At 73.0% G+C, this 14,012-nt stretch carries 9 protein-coding genes and 1 pseudogene; 8 read left to right on the top strand and 2 right to left on the bottom strand.

Features of this window, described 5'->3' with window-relative positions; all coding sequences use genetic code 11:
* Positions 1 to 421 precede the first annotated feature (421 nt).
* The gene (locus ACFVIM_RS20270; protein ID WP_384303083.1) at positions 422 to 2,014 is read left to right on the top strand and encodes a phytoene desaturase family protein; all 1,593 of its coding nucleotides are present in this window, start codon (positions 422 to 424) and stop codon (positions 2,012 to 2,014) included.
* Positions 2,015 to 2,049: 35 nt separating this feature from the next.
* Here the strand turns inward: ACFVIM_RS20270 and ACFVIM_RS20265 are convergent, their stop codons facing one another.
* Positions 2,050 to 3,915: a serine hydrolase gene (locus ACFVIM_RS20265; protein ID WP_384303081.1), complete on the bottom strand. Its 1,866-nt coding sequence runs from the start codon at positions 3,913 to 3,915 to the stop codon at positions 2,050 to 2,052.
* A gap of 210 nt (positions 3,916 to 4,125) precedes the next feature.
* On the opposite strand from ACFVIM_RS20265, the gene ACFVIM_RS20260 reads away from it, so the two are divergent.
* The 3 genes from ACFVIM_RS20260 to ACFVIM_RS20250 all read left to right on the top strand — a co-directional run bounded on the left by ACFVIM_RS20260 (position 4,126) and on the right by ACFVIM_RS20250 (position 8,392).
* Positions 4,126 to 5,235, top strand: a complete 1,110-nt coding sequence (locus tag ACFVIM_RS20260; RefSeq protein ID WP_384303079.1) for a nitronate monooxygenase — start codon at positions 4,126 to 4,128, stop codon at positions 5,233 to 5,235.
* Positions 5,232 to 7,004: an acyl-CoA synthetase gene (locus ACFVIM_RS20255; RefSeq protein WP_384303077.1), complete on the top strand. Its 1,773-nt coding sequence runs from the start codon at positions 5,232 to 5,234 to the stop codon at positions 7,002 to 7,004. The genes ACFVIM_RS20260 and ACFVIM_RS20255 overlap by 4 nt, the downstream gene beginning before the upstream one ends.
* Before the next feature lie 284 nt (positions 7,005 to 7,288).
* The gene (locus ACFVIM_RS20250; RefSeq protein ID WP_384303089.1) at positions 7,289 to 8,392 is read left to right on the top strand and encodes a calcium:proton antiporter; all 1,104 of its coding nucleotides are present in this window, start codon (positions 7,289 to 7,291) and stop codon (positions 8,390 to 8,392) included.
* Between the two features lie 710 nt (positions 8,393 to 9,102).
* Here ACFVIM_RS20250 and ACFVIM_RS20245 read toward each other — a convergent pair.
* Positions 9,103 to 11,292 carry a prolyl oligopeptidase family serine peptidase gene (locus ACFVIM_RS20245; protein WP_384303075.1) on the bottom strand — a complete coding sequence of 730 codons (2,190 nt, stop codon included), beginning with the start codon at positions 11,290 to 11,292 and terminating at the stop codon, positions 9,103 to 9,105.
* Positions 11,293 to 11,454: 162 nt separating this feature from the next.
* On the opposite strand from ACFVIM_RS20245, the gene ACFVIM_RS20240 reads away from it, so the two are divergent.
* The 4 genes and pseudogenes from ACFVIM_RS20240 to ACFVIM_RS20225 form a co-directional block, all read left to right on the top strand.
* The gene (locus tag ACFVIM_RS20240; RefSeq protein WP_384303073.1) at positions 11,455 to 11,649 is read left to right on the top strand and encodes a hypothetical protein; all 195 of its coding nucleotides are present in this window, start codon (positions 11,455 to 11,457) and stop codon (positions 11,647 to 11,649) included.
* A 107-nt stretch (positions 11,650 to 11,756) separates the two neighbouring features.
* Complete coding sequence (gene mshB / locus ACFVIM_RS20235) at positions 11,757 to 12,665, top strand: N-acetyl-1-D-myo-inositol-2-amino-2-deoxy-alpha-D-glucopyranoside deacetylase (RefSeq protein ID WP_384303071.1); 909 nt, start codon at positions 11,757 to 11,759, stop codon at positions 12,663 to 12,665.
* Complete coding sequence (locus tag ACFVIM_RS20230) at positions 12,662 to 13,093, top strand: DUF6113 family protein (RefSeq protein WP_384303069.1); 432 nt, start codon at positions 12,662 to 12,664, stop codon at positions 13,091 to 13,093. The genes mshB and ACFVIM_RS20230 overlap by 4 nt, the downstream gene beginning before the upstream one ends.
* Before the next feature lie 502 nt (positions 13,094 to 13,595).
* A pseudogene (locus ACFVIM_RS20225) lies at positions 13,596 to 14,012 on the top strand (hypothetical protein); the annotation flags it as partial.

Here is a 14,012-nt window from a genome sequence, read left to right as displayed (position 1 = left end):
CCGCAGGGAGTGGCGGAAATGCAGGTCTCGCGGGACGAGTGACGTCTCGTCCGCCGCTCACGAGGAGGTGAGCCCGGAGGCCGCCGGACCCCGCAGACGAAAGACAGCGGCAGCGACGGATCACCCCCGACCCGTCACGGTCGCACGGACCGTCACTACCGCAGCCGGGCTCCGGGGGCAGGTTCGGGGGGTGCAGGGTCGCCCCCGCAGGGAGTGGCGGAAATGCAGGTCTCGCGGGACGAGTGACGTCTCGTCCGCCGCTCACGAGGAGGTGAGCCCGGAGGCCGCCGGACCCCGCAGACAGAAGACAGCGGCAGCGATAAACACCGCACCCGGCACCGGGCGACGGCGGGAGGCCCCGACCCCGGCCCCGTACGCGCCGCGCGGGTTCATCCGCCCCTGCGCGGGATATCTACCGCACATGCCCGCACCCGCACCGACACCCGCACCCGCACCCGCATCCCCACCCACCACCCCCGACACCGTCATCGTCGGCGCCGGTCACAACGGCCTCGTCGCCGCCGCGTACCTCGCTCGCGCCGGTCACTCCGTGCTCGTGCTGGAGCGCGGCGGCCGGCCGGGTGGCGCCGCGGTGTCGGCCCGCCCGTTCGCGGGGGTCGACGCCCGGCTCTCGCGCTACTCGTATCTGGTCTCCCTGCTCCCGTCGAAGATCGTGCGCGAGCTGGGGCTGGACTTCTCCGTACGCCGCCGGACCGTCTCGTCCTACACTCCGCGCGGCGACGGACCGGGGCTGCTGGTCGGCGCGGGCGGCCGCACCCGGGGCTCGTTCGCGGCGCTGGCCGGGGGCGAGCGGGAGTACCGGGCCTGGCGCGCGTTCTACGCGATGACCACCCGGGCCGCCGAGCGGATCTTCCCGACTCTGACGGAACCGCTGCCGGACCGGGCCGAGCTGAAGGCGCTGGTGGACGATCCGGCGGCCTGGCGGGCGCTGTTCGAGGCGCCGCTGGGGGAGACGGTCGAGGAGCGGTTCGCGGACGACACGGTCCGGGGAGTGGTCCTCACCGACGCGCTGATCGGGACGTTCGCCGACGCGCATGACGCCGGTCTGGCACAGAACCGTTGCTTCCTCTACCACGTGATCGGCGGGGGCACCGGCGACTGGGACGTTCCGGTCGGCGGCATGGGCGCCCTCACCGACGCGCTCGTGGACGCGGCGCGGCGCGCGGGCGCGCGGATCGCCACCGGCCACGAGGTCACCGGTATCGCCACCGACGGCATCTCGGCCGAGGTGGCCTACCGCACCGCTGACACCGAGGGCACGGTGACCGCCCGCCGGGTCCTCGTCAACGCCTCACCCACCGAACTCGCCAGGCTCCTCGGCGAGACGCCCCCACCGCCGCCCGAGGGCTCCCAGTTCAAGGTGAACATGCTGCTGAGGCGGCTGCCGAGGCTCAAGGACACCGCGGTCGACCCCCGGGAGGCGTTCGCGGGGACCTTCCATGTCTCGGAGGGGTACGAACAGCTCGCCACCGCTTACCGGGAGGCCGCCTCGGGCGCCCTGCCCAGCGCGCCGCCGTCGGAGATCTACTGCCACTCCCTCACCGATCCGTCGATCCTCGGCCCCTCCCTCGTCCGCGAGGGGTACCAGACGCTGACCCTCTTCGGTCTGCACACCCCGGCCCGGCTCTTCACCGCCGATCGGGGCGACGACAGCGCCCAGGACCGCACCCGCTCCCGGCTGCTCGCCGCCACCCTCGCGGAGCTGAACACCCATCTGGCGGAGGACATCGAGGAGTGTCTGGCGCTGGACGCCGACGGCGCGCCCTGCGTCGAGGCGAAGACCCCGCTGGACCTGGAACGGGAGCTGCGGCTGCCGGGGGGCCATATCTTCCACCGGGACCTCTCCTTCCCGTACGCGGGGGAGGGGACCGGCCGCTGGGGTGTGGAGACGGCCCACGCCAATGTGCTGCTGTGCGGCGCGGGCGCGGTGCGCGGCGGGGGAGTGAGCGGGGTGCCGGGGCACAACGCGGCGATGGCGGTCCTGGGGAGGTGAGTCCGGGGGCCACGCGCCCACCGGACTCACCACGGTCACTCCGCCGCCCGGGTCCAGCCCTCCGCCGTCAGCCGCCCGGCGTCCTGGGGGCGCCGTTCGTCGAAGAGGGTCCGGCCGCGCCGGGTGACCCGCAGCCCGCTGACGTAGGCGCCCCGCCCGACGTACAGCCGGTCGGTGGTGTACCGCCAGCGCAGCCGGACCCCGTCCCCCGTCCAGCCGGAGAGGTCGGCGGTGACGGTGTGCCAGCTCCGGTGGCCCCAGCCGGTCGCGGTGCCGTCGGGGTGGGAGGCGGGGGACTCCCCCTTCCGTACGGTGGTGAAGGGGACGGCCGTCCAGGTCGCGCCCGCGTCGGGTGAGGCTTCGAGGGCCAGGCGGTCGGCGCCGGGTTCGAGATCCCACCAGAGCGCGCACCGCAGGGCGGTGCCCGCGCCGGTGGTGAGCGGGGGCAGCGCGAGGGTGGCGGTGGCCGCGTTCGCCATGCCGGAGAACCAGGCGGTCCGTCCGCGCGGCGGGCGTACGGGAACGGCGCGGGCCATGTGGTTCGCGGCGGCGACCCGGGGCGCGCTGCCGGAGCGCCAGCTGCGGACGGGGTGGACCGAGTTCCCGAGCACGATCAGGAAGGAGTCGGTGGTGGGGTCGAGGACCAGGCTGGTGCCGGTGAAACCGGTGTGGCCCGCCGTGTGCGGGGTGGCCATCGCGCCCATGTACCAGTGCTGGTAGAGCTCGAATCCGAGGCCGTGCTCGTCACCGGGGAAGTCGGTGTTGAAGTCGGTGAACATCAGCTCCACCGACTCGGGGCGCAGCACGCGGGTGTGGCCGTAGACACCGCCGTTGAGGAGGGTACGGGCGAGGATCGCGAGGTCCCAGGCGCAGGAGAAGACCCCGGCGTGCCCGGCCACCCCGCCGAAGGAGTACGCGTTCTCGTCGTGGACCTCGCCCCAGACCAGCCCCCGGTCGAGCCCGGACCACGGGGGCCGGGCGATCTCGGTCGCGGCGATCTTCGGCCGCCAGGACGCGGGCGGGTTGAAACGGGTGCGGCGCATCCCGAGCGGGCCGGTGATCTCCTCGTACAGCAGGGTGTCGAGGGGGCGGCCGGTGAGGCGTTCCAGGATCAGCTGGAGGGTGATCAGATTGAGGTCGGAGTAGAGATAGCGGGTGCCGGGGGGATGGGCGGGCACCTCCTCCCAGAGCATCCGCAGCTTTCCCTCCCGGGTCGGTTCCCGGTAGAGCGGGATCCAGGCGCGGAAGCCCGAGGTGTGGGTGAGCAGCTGCCGGACGGTGATCCCGCCCTTGCCGCCGCCCGCGAACTCCGGCAGATAGCCGGTGACCTTCGCGTCCAGGTCCAGGGTGCCGTCCTCGATCCGCCGCACCGCGAGGAGCGAGGTGAACAGCTTCGACACCGAGGCCAGGTCGAAGACGGTGTCCTCGGCCATCGGGATCCGCTGCTCGGGCGGGAACTCGACGGCGGTGTCGGTGGCCGCGTCGTAGGAGGAGTAGCGGACCGCCGTGCCGATGGCCTGGTGCAGGGCGACGGTGGAGCCGCGCCCGGCGAGCAGGACGGCCCCCGCGTACCAGGGGCGCCGGGGGGAGGGGTCGAGGAAGGTGCGGGCGTCGGCGACGAGCCGTTCCAGATGGGCGGCGGTCAGCCCGGCCCGCTCCGGGCTGCCACGGCGCAGTGGACGCCGGTCGAGGTTCTGTCCCGCGGCGCCCGGTCCGGTTCCCGCCGGATCCGCCGTGGCGAACGGCGCGGGCGCGATGGTCAGTGCCCCACCGAGGGCCAGCGCGCCGCCGCCGAGCGCCCTGCGGCTTATGGCGGCGCTGTCCGGGTGGCGGCCGTCGCCGGGGCGTTCCCCGGCCTCAGCGGTACTCCGCCCGTCCTCCGGTGTGGCGTCGTTGGTCATCGGCACCTTCTCTCCGCTCTGACGAGTTTTCGGCGGGGCGCGTGGTGGGCCCCGCCGACGACATCGCCCACCCATGAAGAAAACTTTCGAAGATTCGAACAGCAGTGGCACTTTCTTCCGGCCGGCCGGTGCTGTCAACCGGCCCGGCGATCTGACGAAGCATCAGAAAACCTCTTCCCTCGGCCATCCGGGTGCGGCATCCTGCCGCCCATGGAGACGGAGCTGAGCACGGCCCTGGGCATCGAGCACGCCATCTTCGGCTTCACGCCCTTCCCCGCGGTGGCCGCCGCCATCAGCAGGGCGGGCGGCCTCGGCATCCTCGGCGCCGTCCGCTACACGGCCCCCGGAGACCTCGAACGCGACCTCGACTGGATGGCCGCGCACACCGGGGACCGGCCCTGGGGCCTCGATGTCGTCATGCCCGCCACCACGGTCCAGGGCGTCACCGAGACCGAGGTGGAGGCGATGATCCCGGAGGGACACCGGCGCTTCGTCCACGAGACCCTCGCCCGCCACGGAGTCCCCGAACTGGCCGACGGCGAGGCGTCCGGATGGCGGATCACCGGCTGGATGGAGGAGGTCGCCCGCACCCAGCTCGATGTGGCCTTCGGCCATCCCATCCGGCTGCTCGCCAACGCCCTCGGCTCCCCGCCACCGGACGTCATCGCCCGCGCCCACGAGCACGGCGTCCGGGTCGCCGCCCTCGCGGGCAGCGCCCACCACGCCCGCCGCCACGCCGACGCCGGAATCGACCTGGTCGTCGCCCAGGGATACGAGGCGGGCGGCCACACCGGGGAGATCGCCACCATGGTCCTCACCCCCGAGGTCGTCGCGGCCGTCGACCCGCTGCCCGTACTCGCCGCGGGCGGCATCGGCAGCGGCGAGCAGATCGCCGCCGCCCTGGCGCTGGGCGCCCAGGGCGCCTGGCTCGGCTCGCTCTGGCTCACCACCACCGAGGCCGAACTCCACTCCCGGGCGCTGACGGAGAAGCTCCTGGCGGCGGGCTCCGGCGACACCGTCCGCTCCCGGGCACTGACCGGCAAGCCCGCGCGTCAGCTCCGTACCGCCTGGACCGACGCGTGGGACGGCCCCGAGGGGCCCGAACCGCTGCCCATGCCGCTCCAGGGACTCCTCGTCGCCGAAGCCCTCACCCGGATCCAGCGCGCGGAGACACTCCCGCTGCTCGGCACCCCGGTCGGGCAGATCGTCGGCCGGATGACCACGGAACGGAGCGTACGGGCCGTCATGGACGACCTCACCCGGGGCTTCGCCCGAGCCGTCGACCGGATCGACCGCGCCGCCCGAAGGAGCGCCCGATGAGCGACCAGCCGCACGGCTTCTGGGCCCAGGCCACCGCCGACCCCGGGCGCACCGTCCTGATCGCGCCCGACGGCGAGCGCTGGAGCGCCGGACGGCTCCACGCCGACGCGAACCGGCTGGTCCACGGATTACGCGCGGCGGGACTCCGGCAGGGCGACGCCTTCGCCGCCGTCCTGCCCAACGGCCCCGCGCTCCTCATCGCCCATCTCGCCGCCACCCAGGCCGGGTTCTATCTCGTCCCCGTCAACCACCACCTCGTCGGCCCCGAGATCGCCTGGATCGTCGCCGACTCCGGCGCCCGCCTTCTCATCGCCCACGAGCGCTACGCCGAGGCCGCGACCACCGCCGCCGACACGGCCGCCCTCCCACCCGAGCACCGCTACGCCGTCGCCGAGTCGCCGGGCATACGGGGGACGATGCCCCGGCCCCGTACGGACGGGGGCGTACGGGAGGGGAGTACGGCCGCCACGCCGCGCTCACGCCCGGGCGGGGTGGAGGGAGACGCGAGCGCCGTGCCGGGCCGGCACTCGGCTGCCATGGAGGGAGGCGCGGCCGTCGCGCCGCGCTCCCGCCCGAGTCCCGTGGGAGCGGGCCGTCTCGTGGGCTTCCGCGCCTTCGAGGAGCTGCTCGACGGACAGCCCGCCACCCCGCCCACCGGCCGCACCCTCGGCTGGGTCATGAACTACACCTCCGGCACCACGGGACGCCCGCGCGGAGTGCGCCGCCCCTTACCCGGCGTGGTGCCCGAGCGCACCTCCCTCGGTGGCTTCCTCGGCATCTTCGGTATCCAGCCCTTCGACGGCAACGTCCATCTCGTCTGCTCGCCGCTCTACCACACCGCCGTGCTCCAGTTCGCGGCCGCCGCCCTCCACCTCGGCCATCCGCTGGTGGTGATGGACAAGTGGACCCCCGAGGAGATGCTCCGGCTCATCCACACCCACCGCTGCACCCACACCCATATGGTCCCCACCCAGTTCCACCGGCTGCTCGCCCTGCCCGACCAGGTCAAGGCGCGCTACGACATCACCTCCCTGCGGCACGCCATCCACGGCGCCGCGCCCTGCCCGGACCATGTGAAGCGGGCCATGATCGACTGGTGGGGCACCTGCGTGGAGGAGTACTACGCGGCCAGCGAGGGCGGCGGCGCCTTCGCCACGGCCCAGGAGTGGCTCCGCAAGCCCGGCACGGTCGGCCGCGCCTGGCCGATCAGCGAGATCGCGATCTTCGACGACGACGGCAACCGGCTGCCACCCGGTGAACTCGGCACGGTCTACCTGCGGATGACGGTCGGTGGCTTCCGCTACCACAAGGACGAGGCCAAGACCCGCGCCAACCGCATCGGGGACTTCTTCACCGTCGGCGACCTCGGCCACCTCGACGAGGACGGCTATCTCTTCCTCCGTGACCGCAAGATCGACATGATCATCTCCGGGGGCGTCAACATCTACCCCGCCGAGATCGAGTCCGCCCTGCTGGCCCACCCCGCCGTCGCGGACGCGGCGGTCTTCGGCGTCCCCCACGCCGACTGGGGCGAGGAGGTCAAAGCCGTGGTCGAGCCCGCCGAGGGCCACCACCCGGACGCCCTGCTCGCCGCCGAACTCCTCGCCCACTGCGCCCACCACCTCGCGGGATACAAACGCCCCCGGACGGTGGATTTCATCACGACGATGCCGCGCGACCCCAACGGCAAGCTCTACAAGCGGACCCTGCGGGAGTCCGCGGTACGCGAGCCCGCCGCACGGGAGGAAACGCCACCTCCTCCGCGCTGAGTCCGCCGTGCGGGCATCCGCGGCACGGGAGTCCGCCGTACGGGAGGACACGCCACCTCCTCCGGCCGGGCTGAGTCCGCTCCCGCGCTGTGCCCGTTCCCGGCTCGGGACCGTGTTCCCCGCGCCCTGTGCCGCCCCCGGCGCGAAGCCGCTCAGGCCGCCGCCGATCCGGCCCGAGAACGACGAAGGCCATGAGACCGCCTCCGGGCGGACCCGCCGACGCCCGGACCCTGTTGGCTCAGCCCCACGCGCGTCCCGCCCCCGAAGCTGGCAGCGTGGCCAGCATGACGACCGGCGCGCCGAGGCTCAGCTCGCAGTGGACGACCTGGGTGCCGCTTCTCGCGCTCGTGGCGCTGGCCGCCGCCTGGGGGCGCACCCTCCCGGGGTGGGCCGTCCTGCTGATCGGGCTCTGCCTCATCGGCGCCGTCCTCGCGGCCGTCCACCACGCCGAGGTCGTGGCCCACCGCGTCGGTGAACCCCTCGGCTCCCTGGTGCTCGCCGTCGCGGTCACGGCCATCGAGGTGGGCCTGATCGTCACCCTGCTGGCGGGCGGCGGGGAGAAGACGTCCACCTACGCCCGGGACACCGTGTTCGCCGCCGTAATGATCACCTGCAACGGGATCGTGGGCGTCGCCCTGCTGGTGGGAGCGCTGCGCCATCGCGTGGCGGTCTTCAACGCCGAGGGCTCGGGCGGGGCGCTGGCCACCGTGTGCACCCTCGCGACCATGACCCTGGTCCTGCCCACCTTCACCACCAGCCACCCGGGCCCCGAGTTCACCGGCGGCCAGCTCGCCTTCGCCGCCGCGGCCTCCCTCTGCCTCTACGCCCTCTTCATCGGCGTCCAGACCGTCCGCCACCGGGACTACTTCCTCCCCGTCACCGCCGACGACGGCACCGACAACGACCCCGACGAACACGCCCCGCCACCAAGCCTCCGCACCACCCGACTCAGCCTCGCCCTGCTGGTCATCGCCCTGATCGCCGTCGTCGGCAACGCCAAACTGACCTCACCCGCCATCGAGAGCGGCGTCGACGCCGCAGGACTGCCGACCACCGTCGTCGGCGTGGTGATCGCCCTCCTGGTCCTGCTCCCCGAAACACTCGCCGCGGTCCGCGCCGCCCGCCGCGGCCGGTTCCAGACCAGCCTCAACCTGGCCTATGGCTCCGCCATCGCCAGCATCGGCCTGACCATCCCCGTCCTCGCCCTCGCCTCCATCTGGCTCCCCACCCCCCTCATCCTGGGCGAAGGCGCCACCAACATGGTCCTGCTCGTCCTGACCGCCATCGTCAGCGCCCTGACCATCGTCCCCGGCCGCGCCACCCTCTTGCAGGGGGGCGTCCACCTCGTCCTCTTCGCCGCCTTCATCTTCCTCTCCTTCATGCCTTAATTTTTTTGCGGTTCTTCGCCTCCGGGGCGCTTTAGTCGATGTCTCAGCGCCGACGTGCTCGATCGCTCGTTCCTCACGATCTCCGCGCGACGTCACTGAGACATCGACGCGCCCCTTTGGCTCAGAACCGACCTCGGGTAGGTCGAGTCCTTGCACGGAGCTACTCACCGGCAGAACCGCCTTGAGCGAATCCGGTGGTGAAGCTCGCACGGGGAGTCCGGGGGTGTGCGTTCTTCGTCCGTCGACAACGGTCACGGTCACACCGACGGTCACTACCGCAGCCGGGCTCCAGGGGCAGGTTCGGGGGGTGCAGGGTCGCCCCCGCAGGGAGGGGCGGGGCAACCCGGCCTCACGGCACGAGTGACGTCTCGTCCGCCGCTCACGAGGAGGTGAGCCCGGAGGCCACCGAACCCCGCAGACAAAGAACGGCGGCAGCGACAGACACCGCATCCGGCACTGGGACGGCGGCGGCAGCGACAGACACCGCACCCGCAGACCGCGCACAGCGGAACCCACCGACACCGCACCCGGCACTGGGACGGCGGCGGCAGCGATAGACACCGCACCCGCAGACCGCGCACAGCGGAACCCACCGACACCGCACCCGGCACTGGGACGGCGGCGGCAGCTGGCCACGGGCCGCACCGCCGGACACGGGACGCACTCGGTCGCGCGGACGACACGGCCGACACGGACGGTCCCGCATCTGGTCAAGCGCCCTGCGGGCGCGGGCGCGGGCGCGGCCCCAGCGCGCGCTTCAAGAAGCCCGCCTGCAGCACATGCATGTTCTCCGTCACCTTCTCCTGTGTCGCCATATGCGTCACCCCGCCCAGCGGCAGCAGCTCGTGCTCCCGCCCGGCCGCCAGTAGCGCGGAGGAGAGCAGGAGGGAGTGCGCCACGACGACGTTGTCGTCGGCGAGACCGTGGATGATCATCAGTGGGCGGGCCGGGTCCCGCGCCGCCACCAGTTCGCCGTCGGCGACGAGGGAGTTGGACCGGTAGGTGTCGGGTACCTCGTCCGGGTGGCCGAGGTAGCGCTCGGTGTAGTGGGTGTCGTAGAGGCGCATGTCGGACACCGGCGCCCCGGCGATGCCCGCGTGGAAGACGTCCGGGCGCCGCAGTACGGCGAGGGCGGCCAGATATCCCCCGTACGACCAGCCCCGGATCCCCACCCGGCCCAGGTCGAGCGGGAGTGACCCGGCCAGCGCGTGCAGGGCCTCGATCTGGTCGTCCAGGACGACCGTGTAGTCGCCCTTGAGGGCCTTCTCCCAGGAGGGGGAGCGGCCCGGGGTGCCCCGGCCGTCGGCGACGATGACGGCGAAGCCCTGGTCGGCGTACCACTGGGAGAGCAGATGGTGGCGCTGGGCGGCGTAGACCCGCTGGCCGCGCGGGCCGCCGTAGGGGTCCATCAGCACCGGCAGCGGGCCGTCGCCGTCGCGGTAGCGGGAGGGCAGCAGGACCGCGCAGGGGATACGGCGGGCGCCCGCCTCCAGCAGCCGGGGCCGGGCGGTGAGCACCGGCCGCAGCGCGTGGCTGGCCACCGTGGTCAGGGGCTGTCCGTCCCGCAGTACGGTCCATGCCGGGCCCGGACCGCCGCTGTCGGTGGCGCGGGCGGAGGCGAGGACGGTCACCGGCCCCGAGCGCGCGGCGGAGTGGACCCCGGGCCCGTCGGAGATCCGTTCGGTCCCGTGCTCGCCGACGCGGTAGACATGGATCTCGCCCGGTTCGGCGTCCGGGGCGCCCGCGCCCGCCGAGGCGGAGACGAGGATGTCGTGCTCGCCGACGTCCAGGACGGCCCGCACCTGGAGCTCGGCCCCGGTCAGCGCCCGGTCGCCGGCCATGAGCAGCCGGACGTCGTCCCGCTCGGTGATGCGCACCAGTTCTCCGGCCGGGGACCAGACCGGTACCCCAGCGAAAAGTTCCAGCCATACTGGGTCGTCCTCGGTGAGCAGGGTCCGGGTGGCGCCCGACGCCGTGTCCACCGTGAGGTAGCGCTGGGTCCGCTGGTCGCGGGCCTGCACCAGAAGGAGGGGAGCGCCCGAGGCGGACCAGTGGACCCGGGCGAGATAGGGGTAGCCCTCGCGGTCCCACTCCACCTCCGTACGGCCGCCTTCCAGGTCCATCAGGAAGAGCCGTACCTCGGCGTTGGCGGTCCCGGCCGCCGGGTAGGCGATGGACCGGGGTTCGCGTCCGGGATCGGTCGGGTCGCTGATCCACCAGCGGCGCACCTCCCGCTCGTCCACCCGGGCCACGAGCAGCCGGTCCGACTCCGGTGACCACCAGAAGCCCCGGTCGCGGCCCATCTCCTCCGCCGCGATGAACTCCGCCGTGCCGTAGCCGACCGCGCCCTCGGGGCCGCCGTACTCCTCCCCGGGCTCCGCGATGGCGCGGTCGCCCGTGCCATCGGCCTCGATGACCCGCAGCGCGCCCTGGCTGGTGTAGGCGATCCGGCGTCCGTCAGGGGAGGGGCGAGGGGCGATGACCGGTCCCCGCGCGGGCAGTTCACGGGCGGTTCCGGCCCGCAGCCCGGCCGTGAAGAGCCGCCCCGAGAGGGTGAAGGCGGCGAGTTCGACCGCGTTGTCCACCGTGTAGGCGACGATCCCGGTCCCCGCCTCGCGGCTGCGCTCGCGGCGGGCGCGTTCCTGGTCCGAGAGCTGTTCGCCGGCGCCGCCGAGGAGGACGGCGGGGTCGGCGGCGACCCGTTCGCGGGGCCTGCCGTCCCCCGCTTCGCCCAGGTCGGCCACCCAGAGCCGACCGGTCCGGTCGGTCCCCGAGGATGACCGGATGAAGACCAACCGAGAGCCGTCAGGAGAGACGATGGGGGCGCGAGGTGTGCCCACGGTGAAGCGCTGGGTAATGGCGTACTGGTGTAGGAAGGAGAGCTGCGTCCTCGTGGTCATATGACCGAACCTAGCGGCCGTGCGCCCCCCTTTGCTGCTGTGCACCGATCAATGCGTTCGTACGGATAGTTATGATCCGTAGCGCCAAGTGGGTAGGTCCCACTGGCACATGCAATCCGCCTGTCCCGCTGTCCCGACCGAATCTTGTGGAGGTGAACCGCCGTGGCACTCTCCATTTCGGCGGTGCTGCTGCTGGCCGTCATCGTCTTCCTGTTGATCCGGAAGTCCGGGCTCAAGGGCGGGCATGCGGCGATCTGCGTGTTGCTCGGGTTCTATCTCGCCAGTTCGTCCATCGCTCCCACGATCTCCGACCTGACCTCGAATGTCGCCGGGATGATCGGGGACTTCAAGTTCTGACCGGCCCGGGGCGGTCGTCCCGCCCGGTTCCCTCCCGTGGACGCCTTCCGACCGGGGCGTTCACGGATCCGACACGTCCGCGTGGTCTTCCCTCGTAGGCTGTCGGCATGAAGGATCTTCCCGCCCGTCGTCTGCTCCTGGTCCACGCGCACCCGGACGACGAGTCGATCAACAACGGCGCCACCATGGCGAAGTATGCCGCCAGTGGCGCCCAGGTCACCCTGGTGACCTGCACCCTCGGCGAAGAGGGCGAGGTCATCCCCGCTGGCCTCGCCCATCTCGCGTCGGACCGCGAGGACCGTCTCGGCACCCATCGTGTCGGTGAGCTGGCCGCCGCGATGAGAGCGCTGGGCGTCCATGACCACCGCTTCCTCGGCGGTCCCGGGCGCTATCGGGACTCCGGGATGATGGGCGTCGAGCAGAACCACCGCGAGGACGCCTTCTGGGCGACCCCCGTCGATGACGCGGCGATCCCCCTGGTGGAGATCATCCGGTCCACGCGCCCCCAGGTGCTCATCACCTACGACCCCGAGGGCGGCTACGGCCACCCGGACCACATCCAGACCCACCGTGTGGCCATGCGCGCCGCCGAGCTGGCCGGTGAGCCCGCCTACCGCCGCGATCTGGGCGATCCCCACACCATCGAGAAGATCTACTGGAACCGGGTGCCGCGCTCGGTCGCCGAGGAGGGCTTCGCCCGGCTGCGGGCCGAGGCGCCGGGCGACTTCCCCGGGATCGCCGCCCTCGGTGATATCCCCGGAGTGATCGACGACGCGCTGATCACCACCGAGATCGACGGTACTCGGTTCGCGGACGCGAAGGCCGAGGCGATGCGCGCCCACGCCACCCAGGTCGAGGTGAGGGGTTCTTTCTTCGCCCTCTCCAACCATCTGGGACAGCCCATTTTCGCCACGGAGTTCTACCAGCTGGTAGCCGGTGAGCCGGGTGCCCCGGCCGGTGAGCGCGAGCGCGACCTCTTCGCGGGCCTCGCCGGAGCCTCCCGGGCGGCGGCATGAGCGCCCCCCGGCAGTCGGGCGACTGGCTGACCCGCCCTCCGGGCACCGCGAGCCACGCGGTCAACTGGGTGCGGATCGCGGCCTATGCCGGAATCGCCCTGCTGGGGGTGGTCGTCGGTGTCGCGGGCTCCCTGGTCCAGGGCGGCTGGTTCCCCGGCGGACTGCTGCTCGCCCTCCTCGGCTCGGCCGGCCTCTTCTACGGGGCGGCCCGCGCGACCGGTGCCCAGCTCGGCGCGTGGTCGGCGGCGGCGGGCTGGCTGGTCGCCATCGTCGTGCTGAGTCTCGGCCGCCCCGAGGGTGACGGCACCTTCTCGGCCGGGATGGGGCCGCTGGTCTTTATGCTCGGCGGGATGCTGGTGGCTGTGATCTGCGCCACCCTGGCCCGGGTGACGCAACCGGACGGGGGCGCCGACCGACTTGACCGGTGAGGGGTCGTCATGACCCCCGGCGAGTGGCCGGTACGGGAGCACCCTAGGCTGGACCGCCATGGAGGGCGAGGAAGCCCTCGAACTGACCTTGCCCGTACGGTCGACGGAATGATGCTTTCCGCAGTCGCGGGTCTGCCCCGACGACGGCCAGTATGGTGGAGCGCGCCGCCGAGCCGCCCAGAGAAGTACCGAACCAGTAGGAAACGGGCGGCGGAGCCAATCAGGAGAACCTGCTTTGAGTCGTGAAACTGACAGTTCGTCCTCTGGGGCGCAGGGCCGCGGTGGAGCCGCGTACCCCTCCGGGACCCCGCCGTACGGATCAGGCCAGTATCCGTCGCCACAGCCGGCGCAGGACGCTTCCGAGGGAGGCGCCTCCGGGGCGAAGGGCGGTGGCCGTCCGCCACGGGGCGACGGCGCCAGGCCCGAGACCAAGACCGAGACGACGCTGACGACGCGGATCCGGATCAACATCCCGGGTTCGCGGCCGATCCCGCCCGTCGTCATGCGCAAGCCGGTGAACGAGACGGATCCGGCGGGCGAGCCGTCCGGCCCCGCCACGGGCGCGGACGGGTCCGCGCCGCCGCGCCGCGCCGCCGAGAGCGACGCCGAGCGCACCGCCGCGATGCCGGTACTCGACATGCCCGGCGCCGAACCCGCCGGGGCCACCCCGGCGAACGACTGGTTCGCGCCGCGCAGGTCCTCCGGAACCAACGGCGCGGGGATGTCCGTGCCGCAGGGCGCCCCGCCCGGCGGGGGTGCCCCCGACGCGGGCGGCAACGCGCCGTCCGCCGGTCTGCCGTACTTCTCCGACGCGGCCCCGGCCGCGCCCGGGACGGTCCCCGGTGCCGCCCCGTCCGCACCCCCGGGATCCACGGCTGACACCCGGCGCACCCCTACAGGCCGCGCCCCGGATCCGTAC

The organism is Streptomyces sp. NPDC057638 (assembly GCF_042800315.1).
Classification (GTDB): domain Bacteria; phylum Actinomycetota; class Actinomycetes; order Streptomycetales; family Streptomycetaceae; genus Streptomyces.
The sequence above is the reverse complement of the archived record's forward strand: the minus strand, read 5'-3'. Positions and strand labels throughout refer to the sequence as shown.